The 19,408-nt window shown below is 33.5% G+C and carries 18 protein-coding genes; 11 read left to right on the top strand and 7 right to left on the bottom strand.

Annotation, left to right across the window (positions count from 1 at the left end; translation table 11 throughout):
- On the bottom strand, nucleotides 1-243 hold a 243-nt coding region (locus tag T530_RS0108510), incomplete at its 3' end, for a hypothetical protein (protein ID WP_027728645.1).
- Nucleotides 244-520: 277 nt separating this feature from the next.
- Here T530_RS0108510 and T530_RS0108505 point away from each other — a divergent pair.
- The 10 genes from T530_RS0108505 to T530_RS0108455 all read left to right on the top strand — a co-directional run bounded on the left by T530_RS0108505 (nucleotide 521) and on the right by T530_RS0108455 (nucleotide 15,036).
- Nucleotides 521-3,760: a helicase-related protein gene (locus T530_RS0108505; protein ID WP_027728644.1), complete on the top strand. Its 3,240-nt coding sequence runs from the start codon at nucleotides 521-523 to the stop codon at nucleotides 3,758-3,760.
- Nucleotides 3,761-3,763: 3 nt separating this feature from the next.
- Nucleotides 3,764-4,900 (top strand): DUF4391 domain-containing protein, encoded by a 1,137-nt coding sequence (locus tag T530_RS0108500; RefSeq protein WP_027728643.1) that lies wholly within the window; start codon nucleotides 3,764-3,766, stop codon nucleotides 4,898-4,900.
- Nucleotides 4,897-5,568: a DUF4391 domain-containing protein gene (locus tag T530_RS0108495; RefSeq protein ID WP_027728642.1), complete on the top strand. Its 672-nt coding sequence runs from the start codon at nucleotides 4,897-4,899 to the stop codon at nucleotides 5,566-5,568. Before T530_RS0108500 ends, T530_RS0108495 begins: the two co-directional genes overlap by 4 nt.
- Before the next feature lies 1 nt (nucleotide 5,569).
- Entirely contained in the window at nucleotides 5,570-7,630 is a 2,061-nt protein-coding gene (locus tag T530_RS0108490) for a site-specific DNA-methyltransferase (protein ID WP_027728641.1), read from the top strand.
- 17 nt (nucleotides 7,631-7,647) lie between these two features.
- On the top strand, nucleotides 7,648-9,573 hold the full coding sequence (locus T530_RS0108485; protein WP_027728640.1) for a site-specific DNA-methyltransferase: 1,926 nt from the start codon (nucleotides 7,648-7,650) through the stop codon (nucleotides 9,571-9,573).
- Nucleotides 9,573-12,650, top strand: coding sequence for a DEAD/DEAH box helicase family protein (locus T530_RS0108480; RefSeq protein ID WP_027728639.1), 3,078 nt, complete (start codon nucleotides 9,573-9,575; stop codon nucleotides 12,648-12,650). Before T530_RS0108485 ends, T530_RS0108480 begins: the two co-directional genes overlap by 1 nt.
- Nucleotides 12,651-12,794: 144 nt before the next feature.
- Entirely contained in the window at nucleotides 12,795-13,049 is a 255-nt protein-coding gene (locus T530_RS0108470; RefSeq protein ID WP_027728638.1) for a hypothetical protein, read from the top strand.
- A gap of 6 nt (nucleotides 13,050-13,055) precedes the next feature.
- Complete coding sequence (locus tag T530_RS0108465) at nucleotides 13,056-13,859, top strand: DUF2971 domain-containing protein (RefSeq protein ID WP_027728637.1); 804 nt, start codon at nucleotides 13,056-13,058, stop codon at nucleotides 13,857-13,859.
- Between the two features lie 36 nt (nucleotides 13,860-13,895).
- The gene (locus T530_RS0108460; RefSeq protein WP_027728636.1) at nucleotides 13,896-14,516 is read left to right on the top strand and encodes a hypothetical protein; all 621 of its coding nucleotides are present in this window, start codon (nucleotides 13,896-13,898) and stop codon (nucleotides 14,514-14,516) included.
- 13 nt (nucleotides 14,517-14,529) lie between these two features.
- Nucleotides 14,530-15,036 (top strand): hypothetical protein, encoded by a 507-nt coding sequence (locus T530_RS0108455; RefSeq protein ID WP_027728635.1) that lies wholly within the window; start codon nucleotides 14,530-14,532, stop codon nucleotides 15,034-15,036.
- A 136-nt stretch (nucleotides 15,037-15,172) separates the two neighbouring features.
- Here T530_RS0108455 and T530_RS0108450 read toward each other — a convergent pair whose 3' ends face one another.
- From T530_RS0108450 to T530_RS13955, 6 genes are all read right to left on the bottom strand, one after another.
- Nucleotides 15,173-15,817 (bottom strand): hypothetical protein, encoded by a 645-nt coding sequence (locus T530_RS0108450; protein ID WP_027728634.1) that lies wholly within the window; start codon nucleotides 15,815-15,817, stop codon nucleotides 15,173-15,175.
- A gap of 17 nt (nucleotides 15,818-15,834) precedes the next feature.
- Nucleotides 15,835-16,095: a hypothetical protein gene (locus T530_RS0108445; protein WP_027728633.1), complete on the bottom strand. Its 261-nt coding sequence runs from the start codon at nucleotides 16,093-16,095 to the stop codon at nucleotides 15,835-15,837.
- A gap of 9 nt (nucleotides 16,096-16,104) precedes the next feature.
- Nucleotides 16,105-16,413: a hypothetical protein gene (locus T530_RS0108440; protein ID WP_027728632.1), complete on the bottom strand. Its 309-nt coding sequence runs from the start codon at nucleotides 16,411-16,413 to the stop codon at nucleotides 16,105-16,107.
- A 9-nt stretch (nucleotides 16,414-16,422) separates the two neighbouring features.
- On the bottom strand, nucleotides 16,423-16,626 hold the full coding sequence (locus tag T530_RS0108435; RefSeq protein ID WP_027728631.1) for a hypothetical protein: 204 nt from the start codon (nucleotides 16,624-16,626) through the stop codon (nucleotides 16,423-16,425).
- A 93-nt stretch (nucleotides 16,627-16,719) separates the two neighbouring features.
- Nucleotides 16,720-17,976: a Y-family DNA polymerase gene (locus tag T530_RS0108430; RefSeq protein WP_027728630.1), complete on the bottom strand. Its 1,257-nt coding sequence runs from the start codon at nucleotides 17,974-17,976 to the stop codon at nucleotides 16,720-16,722.
- Nucleotides 17,973-18,278, bottom strand: coding sequence for a S24 family peptidase (locus T530_RS13955; RefSeq protein ID WP_051537902.1), 306 nt, complete (start codon nucleotides 18,276-18,278; stop codon nucleotides 17,973-17,975). The genes T530_RS0108430 and T530_RS13955 overlap by 4 nt, the downstream gene beginning before the upstream one ends.
- Nucleotides 18,279-18,374: 96 nt before the next feature.
- On the opposite strand from T530_RS13955, the gene T530_RS0108420 reads away from it, so the two are divergent.
- Nucleotides 18,375-19,364, top strand: coding sequence for a YafY family protein (locus T530_RS0108420; RefSeq protein ID WP_027728629.1), 990 nt, complete (start codon nucleotides 18,375-18,377; stop codon nucleotides 19,362-19,364).
- The last annotated feature ends 44 nt before the right edge of the window (nucleotides 19,365-19,408 follow it).

The raw sequence follows: 19,408 nt of genomic DNA, 5'->3' as shown, positions 1-19,408 counted from the left end.
AGTTTTCCCAGAAAGAGTCCCGCTAACAGTAAATCTGTTGTTGGCAGAAGTCTTTTTAAAATGAAGCCAGATGCTGCCGTCTGCAATCCGCAGGCGCAGTTTTTTCTTCTTTTCTGAAATACCATTTTCTACCCTATAAAGGTGCAATGCTTCTACGTCTATAAAGCATTCAATTTCCCGTTTTTCATTTAAAACCGGGTAGGGGTCCCCCAAAGCTATGCAATTCATAATTACTTTTTCCACATATATTATATATCCGCAGACAATGAAAATTCGGAAATGAAATTGAAAAAAAGTTTAAAAATTTTTGAAAAAATAACAAATAATGAATCTATAAACAGTCAGAAGTGACTTAGTATACGTGTGCAGGAAAAAGGATTTAAGAGAATTGTAACGAATAGTCAGCGAGTATGGGGGGGGACTTGTGTTGAGGGAAGAATGGAGAGTGTAAGAAATAATGTGATTATGTAAATTATTTATGTTATAATGATTTCTATAATAATAGGTAGAGATTTGTAACATGGAACTGATAGATAACGTAAATAAAACACTGGCACAAGACTTAAAGCAAAACATTAAAATTAATAGCAAAGTTTCTATCGCAGCTAGTTGTTTTTCTATTTATGCTTATCAGGAATTGAAGGAGCAGCTGGGAAACATTGATGAGCTGCGTTTTATTTTTACTTCTCCTACTTTTAATACAGAAAAAGCTAAGAAAGAAAAGCGTGAGTTCTATATTCCTAAATTGAACCGTGAGCGTAGTCTTTATGGTACTGAGTTTGAGATTAAGCTTCGTAATGAGCTTTCGCAAAAGGCTATTGCTAAAGAATGTGCGGAATGGATTAAGAATAAGGTAACTTTTAAGACCAATACTACTTCTGAAAATATGGTTGGCTTTATCAATGTTGATGATAAAAGTTATATGCCAATACAGGGTTTTACTACTGTAGATTTAGGTTGTGAGCGTGGTAACAATGCTTACAATATGGTGCAGAAAACTGAAGCTCCAATCTCTACTGCTTACATCAATCTTTTTGATAATCTATGGAATGATAAAGACAAACTTGAGGAAGTAACTGATATAATTATTGATAATATTACAAATGCTTATAACGAAAATGCCCCTGAGTTTTTGTACTTTGTTACTTTGTACAATATTTTTAATGAGTTTCTGGAAGATATTAGCGAAGATGTTCTTCCTAAAGAAGCTACTGGTTTTAAGAAAAGCGCAATCTGGAATAAGCTTTACAACTTCCAGCAGGATGCATGTCTTGCTATTATCAATAAGCTTGAAAAATACAACGGCTGTATTCTTGCTGATAGTGTCGGACTTGGTAAAACTTTTACTGCACTTTCTGTTATAAAATATTATGAAAGCCGTAACAGCCGCGTTCTTGTTCTTTGTCCTAAGAAACTAGCTAATAACTGGAACATTTACAAAAACAACTATAAGAATAATCCTATTGCAGATGACAGACTGCGTTATGATGTTTTATTCCATACCGATTTAAACCGTACACACGGACAGTCAAATGGAAATGACCTGGCTTTTATAAACTGGGGAAACTATGATCTTGTTGTAATTGATGAATCTCATAACTTCCGCAATGGTATTGGTACTCATGCAAATACAAAAGAAAATCGTTATATGCAGTTGATGGAAAAAGTTATTAAGCAAGGTGTAAAAACTAAAGTCTTAATGCTTAGTGCAACTCCTGTAAATAACAGATTCCTTGATTTGAAAAATCAGCTTGCGCTTGCATACGAAGGTGTTTCGGAAAATCTTGATGAACGCCTTGATACCAAAAGTTCTATTGATGATATTTTTGCCCAGGCACAAAGAGCCTTTACACGATGGAGCAAGCTTCCATCTGAAGAACGAACAACTGAAAATCTTTTGAATCAATTAAGTTTTGATTTCTTTGAAGTTTTGGACAGCGTTACTATCGCTCGAAGCCGTAAACATATTCAAAAATATTACGACACAAAAGATATTGGAACATTCCCTACAAGATTACATCCAATATCGGTTCAGACACCATTAACAGATTCTGAAAGCGATGCAACTTTCAATATTATTTTTGAAGAACTGAATAGATTGAAGCTTACTGTTTATGTTCCTTCATTATTTATTTTCCCAAGTAAGCGTGCAAAATATGACCTTAATCTGGATGATGAAACTGGAGCTGGTGGATTTGACCAGATGGGACGCGAACTTGGTATTCGCCGCCTTATGGCAATAAACCTTTTGAAGCGTCTTGAAAGTTCTGTTTATTCATTCAGACTTACATTGCAGCGTGTAAAGTATTATATCAATCAGACAATTAAAATTGTTAATGAATTTGATCTTAATAAAAACTCTTTGAACTCATCAATTAATCTAACTGATCTTTCAGCATACGATGATGATATTGATGATGATGACCAGAATGCAGCAGATATGTTCACAATCGGAAAGAAAGTAAAAATTGACTTGAACGATATGGACTATAAAACCTGGCTCAAAGATTTGGAATATGATGTTGGTGTTTTAAGTGGACTTGAGGATTTAATTTCTGATATTACCCCTGAAAAAGATTCTAAGCTCAATAAGCTTTTAGAGATGATTTCAAATAAGATTGAGCATCCAATTAATGGTGAAAATAAAAAGGTAATCGTATTTACAGCTTTTGCTGATACAGCCGATTACTTGTATGACAATGTAAGCAAGTTTGCTAAAGACAAATATTCTCTTAACTCTGCAATGGTTAGCGGTACAAGCGAAGGAAAATCTACACTTGATAAGTTCCGCTGTGACTTAAACGCTGTACTTACTTACTTCTCTCCTATATCAAAAGATAAGAATGTAATTTATCCAAATGACAACAGAAGTATTGATATTTTGATTGCAACTGACTGTATCAGCGAAGGTCAAAACTTGCAGGACTGTGACTACCTTATAAACTATGATATTCACTGGAACCCTGTACGAATTATTCAAAGATTTGGACGTATTGACCGTATCGGAAGTAAAAATTCTGTTATCCAACTTGTAAACTTCTGGCCTGATTTGACACTTGATGAATACATCAATCTTAAAGGCCGTGTAGAAACAAGAATGAAAATTGTTGATATGACTGCTACAGCTGATGACAACATTCTTGAAGAAGAACAGAAAGATCTGGATTACCGTAAAGAACAACTTCAGAAACTGAAGGAAGAAGTTGTTGATATTGAAGAAATGAATTCTGGTATTTCAATTATGGACCTGGGATTGAATGAGTTCCGTCTGGACTTATTGCAATACCGAGACGAAGGAAATACTTTGGATCATACTCCTTATGGGCTTCATGCTGTTGTACAGAAAACAGAAGAATTACCAGAAGGAATTATCTTTATTCTTAAGAATCGTTCTAATTCTGTAAACATTAAGAATCAAAACAGATTACATCCTTTCTATATGGTGTACATTAAGAAAGATGGTGAAATTCAGTTGAATCATCTTGAAGCAAAAAAGATGCTGGATAATATCCGCCTTTTGTGTAAAGGAAAAACAACTCCTAATACAGAGCTTTGTGCAATATTTAATAAAGAAACTCGCAATGGAAAGAACATGAAACAATGTTCTGAATTATTGAGTAAAGCAATTGATTCTATTATTGAAACTAAAGATATGAGTGATATTGATAGCCTCTTCCACAGTGGCGGAACCACAATCAATAATTTCAACATAAAGGGTCTCGACGACTTTGAACTTATTTGTTTCTTTGTTGTGAGGTAATTTATGTTTACGGAATTTGGAATACCAGAAAACTGTGTTAAGAACTTAGACATACCTCTTAGTAAAATATTTTCTAATAATGATATTGAAAAATATAAAATACGGAATTGTAAATTATACGCTTCAATTAATTATGATTTATTGGATATAACAAAACCTAAAGATTCAGATTCTCGATATGATGAAATCCATTTTATCTATATTGAAATTGGTAATCTTTTTGTACACTCAGATTTACATAGAATCGTAAGAGAAGTATATCGTTCAATTAAGTATCAAGTAATAGTATTGGTAAAATTGGAAAATATGTACAAAATTGCAGCCAGTACAATTATTCCTGGTAAAGTTATTTCTTCAGATAATATTGTCAAACATTATTTATTTACAAAATGGTTGTTTACAGATGAACAAACATTTGGTGAACGTGAATTATATAAGAATATTTCTGAACAATTTAAAAATGTAAAGAACATCCAATCTCTCTACAAATCTATTTATATTCAACTATCACATCTTATAGAAGACCATAACTACTCTTATAAAAGACTAAAACAATTACTAGAAGACATTAGGGAAATAATTAATGGATCAGGTTCTTTTGAAAATGAAATTTTAAATTCTACTTTTTCATTAAAAATGTATAAGCATAGTAATGGGAATAAATATCAAACTTCAGATGAAGATACACAAGAGATATATGCGCCTGAATGTATTGAATATACACTAAATAGAAATAAACAAGTTATAGAATATTGCGAAAAAATAAATAAAAAAGGTTTTGCAATACCAAGACCAAAAGCATTCAGAGATTATCCAGAAGAATTTTTTATGGATTTTGATGGCCCAAATATGTTAGATATGGGTAATCCTGTTAATTATAATAGTGACAAGCTTTTCGAAAGAAAAAAGAAAGCTCCCAAAATATGGGATGATCCAGAGGTTGAGGAGGAATGTGATTGGGAAAGCATAGATGACTGGTACCCCGAAGAAAAAAATCAAAAATTTGAATTCATAAAAGAAGAAGATTTAGAAGACCCCGATGATATTTTAGATTATTACGTGAACCTTGATTATGGAAATAAATCTAACAACAATACATCTAAAAAATTTGATGAAGAAGATGACGAGGATGATGAATGATTAGTTTTCCAGAGTCCACCATTGTTACAAAAAGAATTCCAAAGCAGAAGTTTTATGACAATATCTCTATAACTCCGGCAATGAAGCGAGTGTTTACAGAGAACATTCAGCAGATTATCTGGAATAATAAAATTGCTGCCAGTACATTGAATCTTGCACCTGGTAAGACTGTTACAGAGATTGAAGTTTTTAAAGTAGAACTTAATAGTAAAGACCTGAATCAAAATGTATTATTACAAATTGACAGAGAGATTCCATATCATATACTTTTTATTCTCTGTTTTGAGAATGAAGTTCAGGCATGGATTGGATACAAAAAAGAAGCTCTGGGCGGAAATAATGAGTTTAAGGTTTCGGCTTATTATCATACAGACTGGATTGATGAAAAAGACTTTAATCTGGAAATAAACGGACTTGATATAGATAAGGTTTATGAAAACTTTATTGTTCAGATTGCCGGAACCAATCTTTATAAAGAAGCTGATGAAGACTTGCAGGATGCGGTTGAACGCAGCGAAACCATTAAGGCTTTGGAAAAAAGCTTAGAAACAATTGAAAAGAAAGCACGACTTGAAGTACAGCCAAGACGAAAGTTTGAATTAGTGCAACAAGTAAACAGCATAAAAAAACATATAGAAGAATTAAAGAAGTTCAAGGAGCAGGACTAAAATGGATAAATTGAATATGAAGACAGCAAATATTGCAGATGAAAATTTTAAGAAACTTTCTGCCATGTTCCCTAATGCAGTGACAGAAACTATTACTGGATATGACGAAGAAGGAAATGCAATTATTGAGCATTGCATAGATAAAGATATTTTGATGCAGGAAATAAACTGCAAAGTTGTTGATGGAAAAGAAGAACGCTACCAGTTTACCTGGCCGGATAAACGCAAAGCTATTCTTGCAGCTAATAGCCCTATAAGCGAAACTCTACGTCCTTGCAAAGAAGAAAGCGTTGGTAAAGATGGAACGCCAGGAGGCTTTGACAGCGAGAACCTTTATATTGAAGGTGACAACCTTGATGTTCTTAAACTTTTGCAGGAAACCTATCTAGGCAAAATTAAAATGATTTATATAGATCCGCCATATAATACAGGAAATGATTTTGTTTATAATGATGATTTTAGTGAATCTACAGAAGAATATCTTGAAAAAAGCGGACAGTTTGACAAAGATGGAAATAGACTTGTTCAGAATACAGAAAGTAATGGAAGATTTCATACAGATTGGTTAAATATGATTTATCCTAGATTAAAATTATCTAGAAATCTTCTAACAGACAATGGAATTATATTCATTCATATTGATGAAAATGAAGTAGATAATCTTAATAAATTATTAGATGAGATTTATGGTTCTGATAATTTTATAAATCTAATATCAGTAAAAACAAAAGTCGGAGGAGTTTCTGGAAGCTCAGAAGGAAAAAGTTTAAAAAATGCAACAGAATACATTTTGATTTATGCAAAAGATAAAACAAAAATCGCATTTAACCCTGTATATATTAAAACCCCTCTATTTGAAAGAATAAAATCGTATGAAATTCAAGGTAAAAGTTGGAAATACACTTCTGTTGTCGCTGAATTATCTGGCAAAGTACTATTAAAAGAAGATACTAAAAATAATATGAAATTTTATGGTTATAAAACACTAAGAACTGAATCAATTACAGCTTTCGCTAAAGAAAAAGGTATTTCAGAAGAAGATGTATATAATCAATATGCTGATAAAATATTCCAGACAACTAACGCACAAAGTAGTGTACGACAAACAGTAATAAAAGAAACAAAAGAATTTGATTATCCTATGTATGGATTAGAATATGAACCAATCAAAGGAAAAAATGAAGGCAAAACAATTGAAGTGTTATATAAAGGTGAACAACGTAGAATGATGATGTTTTTATCTGATGCTGTAGAAAAAATAGGTTCACAATATTTTTATTTAGACAAATTAACAACACTTTGGGATGATATAGATTATAATAATTTGTCAAAAGAAGGAGAGATAGAATTTCCAAATGGTAAAAAACCAATTAAATTAATGCAAAGATTAATTAAATTGGTTTGTGATGATAATTCTATTGTTTTAGATTTCTTTTCAGGTAGTGCTTCAACAGCACATTCTGTTTTGCAAAATGATTTAGAGGATAATCAAAATTTACACTTTATAATGGTTCAATTACCTGAACCTTGTGCAGAAAATACAGATTTTTATAATGCAGGATTCAAAAACATTTGTGAAATTGGTAAAGAACGTATTCGTCGTGCAGGGGCAAAAATCCGCGAAGAAAATGCTTTAACCGCTGTAGATTTAGACACTGGTTTCCGAGTTCTCAAGCTTGATTCAACAAACATGAAAGATGTTTATTACAATCCAGAAGAAGTAACACAATCCACCTTGGATGGCCTTATAGACAACATCAAAGGTGATAGAACAAACGAAGACTTACTCTTCCAAACAATGCTTGAACTTGGTGTTCCACTTTCTTCTAAAATCAATGAAGAAAAAATTGGCGGAGTAACTGTTTTCAATGTTGGAGAAGAAAACTTCCTCATTGCTACTTTTGATTCTGGTGTAACTGATGACATTGTAAAAGAGATTGCAAAGAAACAACCATATTATTTTGTAGTTCGTGACAGCTCTATGGATAATGATGCTGTTGCTGCAAATTTTGAACAGATTTTTAAGACTTACAGTCCAGATACTAAGCGTAAGGTTTTGTAGAATAAAGGATTTAATAAATGGATAAATTAAAAATGCATTCAAAAAATGCAGCTGATGAAAATTATAAAAAACTCGCAGATCTTTTTCCTTCTGCAGTAACTGAGACTGTAGATGAAAATGGAAAAGTAATAAGAACTATTGATAAAGAAGTTCTTATGAAAGAAATAAACGCTTCTGTTTCTGAAGACAATTTTGAAAGATATGTATTCTCCTGGCCTGAAAAAACAAAAGCATTGAATATTGTAAATGCTCCTACGTCTGCAACTTTAAGACCATACTTAAAAGAAAGTACAGGTCGTGACGGTAAAGGCGGCAGCTTTGATACAAATAATGTTTATATACAGGGTGATAATCTTGAAGTCCTCAAGGTATTGCAGGAAACTTATCTGAATAAAATCAAAATGATTTATATTGATCCGCCATATAACACCGGTAATGATTTTATTTATGAAGATGACTATGCACAGGACTATGAAGAATACCTTGCAATTAGCGGACAGATTGATAAGGACGGAAACAAATTAAAGCAAAATCCCGAAACAAACGGACGATTTCATACAGACTGGCTTAATATGATTTATCCTCGTATTAAACTTGCCAGAAACCTTTTGACAGACGACGGAGCTATTTTTATCAGTATAGATGAAGGCGAAATTGAGAACTTAAAGAAAGTCTGCAATGAAATCTTTAATGAAAAGAATTATGTAAATACTTTTATGTGGCTTCACGGTAAAGGTAAAAAAGATTCCTGGTCACGAACGCTCCAGCAGTATATTGTTGTTTATGCAAAAAACAAAACAATGCTTGAACCTTGGGTAGAGAAAAAAGTTTGTGATTATGAGTTTAAGAATCCTGACAATGACCCTAAAGGGCCTTGGTTTAGTGGAAGTCTTTCTTTTAATGAAGAACGTTCTAATCCGGAAAGTGAAAAGTATTACACAATTAAATCTCCTTCTGGTGTAGAATGGACCCGCCAATGGATGATTAGCAAAGAAGACATGGATAAACTGATTGCGGCTGGAGATGTTTCTTTTGGTAAGGCTCCAAAATATGACGGAGTTCCTAGAAGTAAGATTAGACCTGGTGCAACTATAGAAGTTATTCCAAACAATATTATTGATGACTGTAATACTACAAGAGGTGCAGAAAATTATCTAGAATCTTTGTTCGGTTCTGACTGCTTTAGTTATCCAAAACCTTATGAGCTGATTCAAAAGCTTGCTTCTTTTATGGATTTGAAAGATGCAACTGTTCTGGACTTCTTTTCTGGAAGTGCTACTACAGCAGAATCAATAATGAGGCTTAATATTGAAAAGCCGGAATCTAACACAAAGTTTATTATGGTTCAGCTGCCGGAAAATCTTGATGATGCTTTAACTACGGCAAATAATTTTACAAAGCCTATTATTCAGAATGCAATTAAATATCTGGATAATAAAAAACTTCCTCATAATCTTTGTGAGATTGGAAAAGAAAGAATCAGACTTGCAGGAAAGAAACTGAAAGAAGAGTTTGGAGAAAAGGCAAAAAATATAGATATTGGTTTTAGAAGCTTAAAGCTGGATTCAACCAATATGAAAGATGTTTATTATTCTCCAACAGATTACGAACCTGGCTTGTTTGATGATTTGGAATATAACATTAAGGAAGATCGAAGCAATGAAGATTTGCTTTTTCAGGTTATGCTTGAACTTGGAGTTCCGCTTGATTGTAAGCTGGATATTTCAGAAATCAATGGAAAGCAGATTTTTAAGGTGAATAAAAACTTCTTGATTGCCTGCTTTGATAAAGAAATTGATGACAAGACAATTACTGAAATTGCCAAAATGAAACCTTATTACTATGTAATGAAGGATAATTCTATTGCTAACGATAGCGTAGCAATGAACTTTGAACAGATTTTTAATACCTATAGTCCAGATACAAAAAGGAAGGTGCTGTAATGAAATACGTTTATAAAGAGCTTAAATACCAGAAAGAAGCAGTTCGTTCTGTAATTGATGTTTTTAAGAAAAAATATAGTCAGCCGTTTCAGGAAAAAAGTTCATATATCATGGATATGGGTAAACAGGAAATGGATTTTTCCATGGAAGGCTATAACAATGCCGAAGTTACATTGAATGCTAACCAGATTCTGGAAAATATTCATGCAGTACAGGACTATAATGGTATTCAACGTTCTGAACAGCTTGTAAACAATATGGGCTGCTGCAACCTTGATGTTGAAATGGAAACCGGTACAGGTAAGACTTTTGTTTATACCAAAACTATTTTTGAACTGAACAAAGAATTTGGATGGACAAAGTTTATTATAGTTGTACCTTCTATTGCAATTCGTGAAGGTGTATTTTTAAGTATTCAAGATACTGTAGATTACTTTCAGGATGCTTACGGAAAAAAGGCTCGTACTTTCATTTATAATTCTTCGAATCTGAGCCAGCTGGATAGTTTTTCTAGTGATGCAAATATCAATGTAATGATTATTAATACACAGGCATTTAATGCTTCTTTGAAGGAAGACGGAAACAGTAAGGAAGCCCGTATTATTTATTCAAAGCGTGATGAATTTGCAAGCCGCCGCCCGATTGATGTAATTGCAGCAAACCGTCCAATTATTATTATGGATGAACCGCAGAAAATGGGTGGTGACAGAACACAGAATGCCCTTAAAAAGTTTAAGCCGCTTTTTGTTTTGAATTACTCCGCTACTCATGCAGTAAAACACAATTTGATTTATAAACTTGATGCACTGGATGCTTACAATGAAAAGCTTGTAAAGAAGATTGAAGTAAAGGGATTTAAGGTTACTAACTTAAAGGGCGTTGATGCTTACCTTTATTTGAATGATGTAATTGTTACACCAGAAGGACCAAAGGCACGAATTGAGCTGGAACAGAGACAGAAATCAAGTTCTACTCCAAAGCGTGTTTATATGCTTTTAGATTCTCAATATAAGAATGACCTTTACGCTTTAAGCGGAGAAATGGAACAGTACAAAGGATACACAATTACTGATGTAGATAAGTTTACAGGTCGTGTTTCTTTCTTAAATGGTAAAGAGCTTTATATCAACCAGATTCAGGGTGATGTTAGTGAACAGGATTTGAGACGTATCCAGATTCATGAAACAATTAAGAGTCACTTTGAAAAAGAAAGACAAAACTTTGACCGTGGAATTAAAACTCTTTCTCTCTTCTTTATTGATGAAGTTGCAAAGTACAGACAATACGATGACGACGGAAACGAAACATTAGGCGAATACGGCAAGATGTTTGAAGAAGAATATGCAGAGATTCTTGCAGAGCAAAGAGAACTTTTTGATACAGATGCATATTCAAAATATCTTGATGAGATGTGTTCTGATGCTTCTAAGGCTCACAAAGGATATTTTAGTATTGATAAGAAAAGCGGCCATATTAAGAACTCTAAAGAAAAAGAAAGCGATGATGATATTTCTGCTTATGATTTGATTTTGAAAAACAAGCAAAGACTTATGAGCTTTGAAGAACCAACCCGCTTTATTTTCAGCCACTCTGCTTTACGCGAAGGTTGGGATAATCCAAACGTATTCCAGATTTGTACTTTGAAACATTCTGACAGTACAACAACTAAGCGACAGGAAATTGGACGCGGTTTACGTTTGAGTGTTGATAAGAATCTTGTGCGCCAGGATATTTCTGTTCTTGGAAATGATATTCATTCTGTAAACGTACTTACTATTATTGCGAGCGACAGCTATCAGGATTTTGCAGCTGATTTACAAAAAGAAATTGAAGAGACTTTGGTACAGAGAGTTGTTATTGTTGGTGCCGGTTATTTTATTGGTAAGCCTGTAAACGATAATGGCGAGACTCGTGCTATTACTCCTGCAGAAGGAAACTTGATTTATCATTACATGGTAAAAGCTGATTACCTTGATTTTGATAATAAGCTTACTCCAAAGTATCATCAGGATTTGGAAAACGGAACATTGGCTCCTGTGCCAGAACAGCTGGAAGCTGTAGCAGAAGATGTTCAAAAGTATATACGTGGAATATTTGATCCTTCTGTATTCAGCAGCATGATTGGGGACGCTAATAAGCCAAAGATTTTGAAGAATGATTTGAATAAGGCAAACTTTGCTAAGTTTAAAGAACTCTGGGATAAGATTAATCACAAATATTCTTATACAGTTCAGTTTGACAGTGAGGAACTTATTAAGAACAGTGTTCGTGAAATAAATCATACTCTGGCTGTTTCTCGTTTGATGTATACAGTTACTACTGGTATTCAGAAAGAGAATATGACAGAAGAAGAACTCCGTTCTGGAAAGTCTTTTGATGTTCAGAACTCTGACCAGAAAACTATTAATAGAGTTCATAAGAGTTCTATTAAATATGACCTTGTTGGAAAAATTGCACAGGGAGCTACTATTACAAGAAAGACTGCTGTTGCAATTTTGAAAGGTTTAACCTTTGAAAAGCTTGAAATGTTCCACATGAACCCGGAAGAGTTTATTGCAAAGGTAATTGAAATTATTCTTGAGCAGAAATCAACTATTATTGTTGACCATATTTCTTATAATCAGATTGAAGGCAACTACGATTCTGATATCTTTACTGCTGAAAAGATTAATTATAATTCTGAGAAAACTTTCCATGCAAGCAAGGCTATTTTGGATTACATCAATACAGATGGTTCTGGAGCTGACAGCGTGGAAATGAAGTTTGTAAAAGAACTTGATACCAGCTCGAATATTTGTACTTATGCAAAGATGCCTAAGGGCGGATATGTGATTCCTACTCCGGTTGGTAATTATTCACCTGACTGGGCAATTGTTTTTGAAAAAGGAAAAGTAAAACACGTTTTCTTTGTTGCAGAAACAAAAGGTTCTATGAGTTCTATGCAGCTTAAAGAGATTGAGAAGAACAAGATTTGCTGTGCAGAAAAACTCTTTAAGGATATGTTTAAGGATGAGTCGGTTGTTTACCATAAAGTTAGCGATTTTAATGATTTGCTGACACTGGCGGAGTTGAAGTAAGGAGAAACTAAATATGAAACCAATTATTGAAAAAGGATACATTTTGGAAACGAAATAAAGATTCTATTATTGTAGGAATAATTATGACCTTTGTTTCTGGAATTATTGGATATTTTATAGGCAAAATAAAATAGGAAATAATATATGACTTTCGAACAGGTAGAATTAGAATTAAAGAAAATTTTTGATAAAACAACAGCAGCTGGTAAAACTGAAATTATTCTTGTTTCTAAAGAATTCTTTGAACAGATGGAAGTAAAACCTGAATACCGTGATTGCATACCGATGTGCTGTCGTGTTATGAAAAAGAATATTAAAGAAGGTGTTGATGAAGTTCTTTATCATACTCCTTCTTGGCAGAGTCATACATTAAAAATTAAATATAAATTACCGAGATAAAGTTCTATGGATTTACTATCAACTTTGACTAACTACAGTGATGATACTCAAGAATTATTGTTTCACTATACCTCATTTAAATCTGCCAGTCAGATTATTGAGAGTAACCAACTTAAATTAAGTAGTTTGCCAAATACTAATGATCCATTGGAATTTGTTTCACCAGAAATTTTTTCTTTTACAATCTGGGCTGACATGGATGAACAAAAGATTTTATATGATTTAACTGAGTCTAAAAACAGGCGAAATGATTATGTAAGATTTTTGTGTTTTTGTAGAAATCTAACCTGGAATGAGATGCCTACTGTTCAACAGATAGCAGATAATTTCCTTTTTAAAGGGTGGGCAAGAACCCGCATGTGGGCTCAGTACGCTGATAATCATACTGGAGTTTGTTTAGTTTTTGATAAAAAAGAATTTAAAAAATGTTTTGATAATTTAAAAAGCAACAATATTACAATTATAAATGATAGAAAAATTGAATATACAAATTGTCTTACAAACTACCAAGTTTTAATGACAGATATTCACCATTATAATGATAATTTTAAGGATTTTTTTCTTGATAAAAAACGACTGGAATGTTTATTTCTGAAATGCGAAGATTTTAAAGATGAAATGGAATACAGATTTTGTTTGGTAAATAGAAATTTAAAAAATTCAGAAGAACAAATGTTTGTAAATTATGGTAAAAGTTTAAAAGCCATTATTTATGGACAAAGGTTTGATAAAAAACAAAGAATTCCAGTACCAAAAAGTGTTGATGAATATAAAATACGATGGTTTTTTGGTATGCCAAAACTTTTTTAGAAATACTTGAAAGATTTAATGTAAGGAAGTACGTAATTGGATAATATTAGACTACCAGAAACACCTTGGCATATTGGCTACGTTAAAAAAGATGAAAATGATAAAAGACGCCATAAGTCACGTTGTGTTTATAATGATGGTACGTATTGTAATAATCCCGATATGTTTTATTGCCAATCCTCAGCACACTGTAGATTTTATGCAGAGACATGGGCAGAAGCAAATAAATATAAAAAGGAAATGCAAATTACATATCGAAAAGATGCCGGCATTATTCTTACAAAAAATAGAGATAAAAACGAAGAAAAGGAAGGAGATTACATACAAAGCAATAATGAGTGTAAAACTGAAACAATTTCAGAAATTAAGTTGTTTATGATTATGTTAGAAGGTTTGTCTAATAAACAAAAAATTTTAATGATTTATAAACGTTTTAATACATTAAATTTAGAAATAGAGTTTCATGAATATTATCAAAAATACAATTTTTACAAAATTTTAAATAATACATTTAAGGAAAATGATGTAGAATTTAAAATGCTTTTTAACTATTTTTTAAGTCATAAGAAATATTACAAACATAGAATAGAAAAAATTAAGATGAAAATTAAAGAAAAAAATTATAAAGAATCTAATATATCCAAAACTACAATGTAAAAAGGGAGATAATATGACAGAAAAAGAAGGAAAACAAGTTTGGGATGCTGCGTGGGAAGCCGCATGGAATGAAGCAATGAAACAGTCTCAAGAACAATACAATGAGTTAGTTGATCAGTATAACTCTTTGCTTGATGATTATAACCAATTGCTTGAAAAAACTCAGAATAACAATGAAACTGAAGATTTTAATCCTGAGGAAATAAAAAAATATCTAAAAAGTATTGTTGAAATAAAACAGCCTACATTTGATTCGTTTGCCATAAAACTTACAAATTTTGCATTTTCACAAATAGAAGATGATGGCTGGTTTGAATTTAACTATGAACTTGAAGGACAATTAGAAGAGTCTGTTTACATAAAGTTAAATTTCTATGATGAAGACAATAACTTATTATACACAGATAAAGATTTTATTTGTAATGACGATTTCTCTGGATTTGACACTTCAACAATTGCATTACATGAAAAAAATCTAGCTTTTAATACAAAGAAAATTTTGGTATATGTTACTAAATAAAGTTAAATTACCTCAGTTTTTCTTAAGAAGCAGTATTTTAAATTTATGTTGTTTCTTACAAGATAAGCTGAAGCTTGGTAATCGAAGTCTGGAAAATAAAATTTTTCCAGATTGATTTTTTAATCGAGTATAACCATTAACTAAATACAGTTCCTTCTTCCAAATCTTTTTCATCTTTGAAATTACAAATCCATAAAGGTAAACCACAGTATTTGTAAAAAGTGTTTGCAGCTAATTCAAGTTCAGTATCAGATTCAAGTAAATCTTCAAGTAATTTATATTCAGCTTTATTTGTTGCAGCAATAATTTTAGTTGAATGAAAAAATGGAACAATATATTCTGCAGCTTCGAGAAGCACTTGTCCCAATTCATGCTGTAAATTTTCTGTACTTTCATTTTTAATGAAATCACCCCAGTTACACTTTGGATTGTTTTGATAAGAATCTCTAAAATATAAACGCAAAGATTTACTATTCATAAAAATAAACCATTTTCTGAAATGACCATCTACAAGCCTTTCAAAGCGAATATCTAAGTTGTATTTGAATGAAGTTTTATAATCGTCATAACAGAACAATCTCCAACCATCTTTTATCCACTTATCTTCAAACTTTACGGGTGTGCCTTTTATTTGCTGAAGGATTGTAATTTCCCCTGGCTTTGCGCGGCGTTCAATTTCATTGAGAAATTTTGTTGCGCTTTCAATAGGAATATCATGATCCAAATAATAAACAACTTCACCGGATTGATATTCGTTTCTGTCACGTGCTTCTATAAGCATAGAAACCTCCTGTCAGATTAAAAATCCATCTGATCTATCAGATCTTCATTGTCTACAATATAAATCTGGCCATCACCATAGGGAAGTCCACCATAAAGTTCACTATCAGAACTACCTGAATCATATGCACAAGAAGAACTGTAATCCGGCTCGCATTCTTCATATTCATCAATTACATCGAAATAACAGCGACCATGATTAAACCATTCGTCGCCTTTTGCCCCAAGTGTAAAGATTCCTGCAATAATTAAAATCAAAATAAACAAAAGCATTCCCATAATATCCTCCTACGCATGAGCGCGTGATTTTCTTTGTGCATATTCGTTGTAAAAAACATCTTCCCAGGCTCTTGTGAGGGAATCTGTATCGTATAAAGCTTTGTGTGTTACATGATAGAAGCCACATTCTTTGCAGTAGTACTTACGACGTGGAATAGCTTTAGTGCTGCCAGTGCCATGTGATGATTTACCACAGCGGCCATGTCCAAGGTAAACATGTTTTTTACAGCTGTTAATTACATGTCCTGCTTCACGTTCTGTGTAACAGATTTTACCAGTGAAAATACACATTACATAAGTTCCTTCTGCTGTTTTCATAAAGACCTCCTAATTACGTTCTGTAAGCGTAACAGTTCTTGTGCGAAGAGTTATAATTTTCTTTGTGTCATAATCGTAGATTTCACGTTCTGTGTAGGTTGTTTTTCTTTCAGTTTGTTCTCTAGCTGCAGCTGCTTTACGACGCAAATATTCAAGTCCAAGAATTAACATGTCTGTTCCACTAAGGGAAATTAAAGAATCGCTTGTTCCCATAATTACCTCCTAAAGCCTTTTTCAGCTTTACGGTCATAATTATAAACGGCAAGGGTGCCAAAAATCGTCACTATGAAAAAAAATATAAAAAAATTATAAAACTACAGGAATACTGTTTATATCTGTTGTGAAGTTTGGACTTAAAAACTCGCGTTTCATTTCCCAGCCGGTTTTAGTCCAGGATTTAGCTAGAGTAATTGAGCGGCGGCCGTAGGTGTTTGTTATATTGTCTACGGCTTCCATAAGTTTTCTTTTTTTAATGTCTTCCTTTGGATCTACCCAGAGCCAGCCCTGATACTGGGCAGGCATAATGTCCAGGAGTGTTACCATTATTACTTTGTAGCCGTAGCCCTGGCGGTATATGTATGGAAGAATGAGCCGTGCGGCATTTACTAAGTCTGGGGTGTAGGATGTAAGACGTGGCAGTTCTGCAAATGCGGAATTAGAATACTGTTCATCGGGATTGTCAGAATAATAATTGCAGGTGGAAATACAAATCTGGATTATCTTACATTCTGAGTTCTGCTTGCGGAGTTTTTCTACAGCAAGTTCTGTGTATTCAACAAGTGCACATTCGAGAGTTGCCAGGTCATAAACCTTTTTTGAAAACTGACGGCTTGAAGTGATTATGTCTTTTTTCTGCCGTGTAATTTTTTCCATGCAGCGCTGGCCGTTTAATTCCATTACAGTTTCAAAACCTTGGGAAGTGAGCAGCCTTTTTGCATCGCACAATGGCATGTGTTTGAGCATGAGTGCATTTTTGATTCCGTGGAGCTGGAGCTTTTGAGCACGGGCGGGTCCGATACCCCAGATGGTGGCGCAGTCTGTTTTTTCCAGTAACGAATCAACTTCATCAGGATTGTAGACGAAAACTCCGCCGTGTTCCTTTGCTTTTTTGTTGTAGAATTTTGCAAGTGTTTTTGTTGGAGCAGCGCCAACGCAGATTGGGATGCCGACTTCTTTGTAGATTCGTTCCTTTAGTTCTTTTCCGATTTTTTCATAGTCTTTTATGCTCCAGTTGCATTTATCGAAAAAGAGGAAGGATTCATCAATGGAATAGTATTCTATGTCTGGGGCATATTCCATATAAATGGAAGTGATGCGGCGGCTTATATCAGCATATAATGTATAGTTACTGGAAAAGATTGTAATGCCCGCATACCTGCAGAGGTCACGTACTTTGAAATATGGGTCTCCGCGCTGGATTCCGCAGGCTTTAGCTTCTTTATTCAGGGCAACTATAATTCCATCATTATTTGAGAGTACGGCTACCGGCTTGTTTCTCAGGTCGGGGCGATAGATTTGTTCGCATGATGCGTAAAATGAATTTCCGTCGGCGTGTAAAATCATAAATCTTTCACCGTATGTAATACATGAGTTATTGCGCCTGTGATGATTGTTTCACCGCGAATGTTGCAGACACGACCAAGAACAAAATGTCCTTCTGATTCATAGACTACAAGAGAGTTTTTGTTTATCTTTTTTGCCCGGTCTATTACTATAAGGTCTCCGTCGTAGATTCCCATGTGGGTATAATGAGAACTTTCGATACGCATGAAGACTGTGGCTGAAGGATGTTTTACAACATATGAGTTTAAGTCTATCTGATTATGTTCATAGCCCTGTGCCGGACTTGGAAATCCGCATATCATTTTGTCTACCTCTTTTTTATTTATACTAGAATTATATATTGTCTTAGTGCCAAAAATTGTCACCTCAAAATAATTTTCTGTGGTATAATTTTTATTATGGACACAGAAAATAAATCAAAACAAAAAGAAAATCACACAAAGCCTCTCAGACTTTTCAAGATTGAACAGGCTATACAGAACATGTCTTATCCGAGTGTTGAGAAGCTTCAGAAAGAGCTGGAGGTTTCGCGACGTACTATATTGCGTGATATAGATGAACTTAAAATCTATTACAACGCCCCGATTGAATATGACAGAATGCGTAAGGGCTACTACTATAGTGACAATACTTACTTTGTAAAAAATATGATGCTTACAGAAAGTGAGGTATTTGCAGTTACTGGAATCCTGCCTTTAATGGAGCGTTACAACAACACACCGCTTAAAAATACAATCACAAAAGTTTATGAGACTTTGGCTCAGATGCTTCCAAATCAGGTTGAAGTTCAGTCTAATTTTATGAATGACGTTGAGTTTATTGCAGAGCCAATTCCATGTATCTCTGAGGAAGTTTTTAATTCTGTGTTTAAGGCAACAAAGCTTCATAAGATTATGCAGTTTGGTTACAGGTCTATTAGTGCAACAGACTACAAACCGCATGAGCTTTATCCTTATAAGATTTACAACCAGAAGGGAGACTGGTATGTACTAGGTTATTCTCCTAAGCATGATAAGTTTGCTACATTCACACTTGCACGCATGAAAGATATTGAGCTTGGAGATAGCTTTGAACCTGATCCTGATTTTAAGAATAAGATTCATGTAGACCCGAACTTTGGTATCTGGAATAACGACAGCAAACCTCAGAAAATTGAGCTTCTTTTTGATAAGTCGATTAATACTTATATTCTGGAGCGAACTTGGCACAAGAACCAGGAATGTAAACAGAATGAAGACGGTACTGTTTACCTTACGTTTGAATCGAACCAGATTCAGGAAACACTTTACTGGGTTCTGCGTTTTGGAGCTTCTGTAACAGTGCTTAACCCGACGGAGCTGAAAGAGATGTATGCGGCAGAAGTTCGGAAGATGGCGGAAAAGCTGTAAATAATTCAAAATTTCTCCAAAAAAATTGGCACAGTGACGATTTT

The sequence above is a fragment of the Treponema sp. C6A8 genome, from assembly GCF_000619925.1.
Classification (GTDB): Bacteria; Spirochaetota; Spirochaetia; order Treponematales; family Treponemataceae; genus Treponema_D.
This window is presented reverse-complemented; position numbering and strand designations above follow the sequence as displayed.

Coding starts and splice junctions, on each gene's coding strand:
- T530_RS0108480 (WP_027728639.1), top strand. CDS start 9,573: ATGAAATACGTTTATAAAGAGCTTAAATACCAGAAAGAAGCAGTTCGT.
- T530_RS0108465 (WP_027728637.1), top strand. CDS start 13,056: ATGGATTTACTATCAACTTTGACTAACTACAGTGATGATACTCAAGAA.
- T530_RS0108435 (WP_027728631.1), bottom strand. CDS start 16,626: ATGGGAACAAGCGATTCTTTAATTTCCCTTAGTGGAACAGACATGTTA.
- T530_RS0108450 (WP_027728634.1), bottom strand. CDS start 15,817: ATGCTTATAGAAGCACGTGACAGAAACGAATATCAATCCGGTGAAGTT.
- T530_RS0108430 (WP_027728630.1), bottom strand. CDS start 17,976: ATGATTTTACACGCCGACGGAAATTCATTTTACGCATCATGCGAACAA.
- T530_RS0108440 (WP_027728632.1), bottom strand. CDS start 16,413: ATGAAAACAGCAGAAGGAACTTATGTAATGTGTATTTTCACTGGTAAA.
- T530_RS0108500 (WP_027728643.1), top strand. CDS start 3,764: ATGTTTACGGAATTTGGAATACCAGAAAACTGTGTTAAGAACTTAGAC.
- T530_RS0108470 (WP_027728638.1), top strand. CDS start 12,795: ATGACTTTCGAACAGGTAGAATTAGAATTAAAGAAAATTTTTGATAAA.
- T530_RS0108490 (WP_027728641.1), top strand. CDS start 5,570: ATGGATAAATTGAATATGAAGACAGCAAATATTGCAGATGAAAATTTT.
- T530_RS0108455 (WP_027728635.1), top strand. CDS start 14,530: ATGACAGAAAAAGAAGGAAAACAAGTTTGGGATGCTGCGTGGGAAGCC.
- T530_RS13955 (WP_051537902.1), bottom strand. CDS start 18,278: ATGATATGCGGATTTCCAAGTCCGGCACAGGGCTATGAACATAATCAG.
- T530_RS0108505 (WP_027728644.1), top strand. CDS start 521: ATGGAACTGATAGATAACGTAAATAAAACACTGGCACAAGACTTAAAG.
- T530_RS0108495 (WP_027728642.1), top strand. CDS start 4,897: ATGATTAGTTTTCCAGAGTCCACCATTGTTACAAAAAGAATTCCAAAG.
- T530_RS0108485 (WP_027728640.1), top strand. CDS start 7,648: ATGGATAAATTAAAAATGCATTCAAAAAATGCAGCTGATGAAAATTAT.
- T530_RS0108445 (WP_027728633.1), bottom strand. CDS start 16,095: ATGGGAATGCTTTTGTTTATTTTGATTTTAATTATTGCAGGAATCTTT.
- T530_RS0108420 (WP_027728629.1), top strand. CDS start 18,375: ATGGACACAGAAAATAAATCAAAACAAAAAGAAAATCACACAAAGCCT.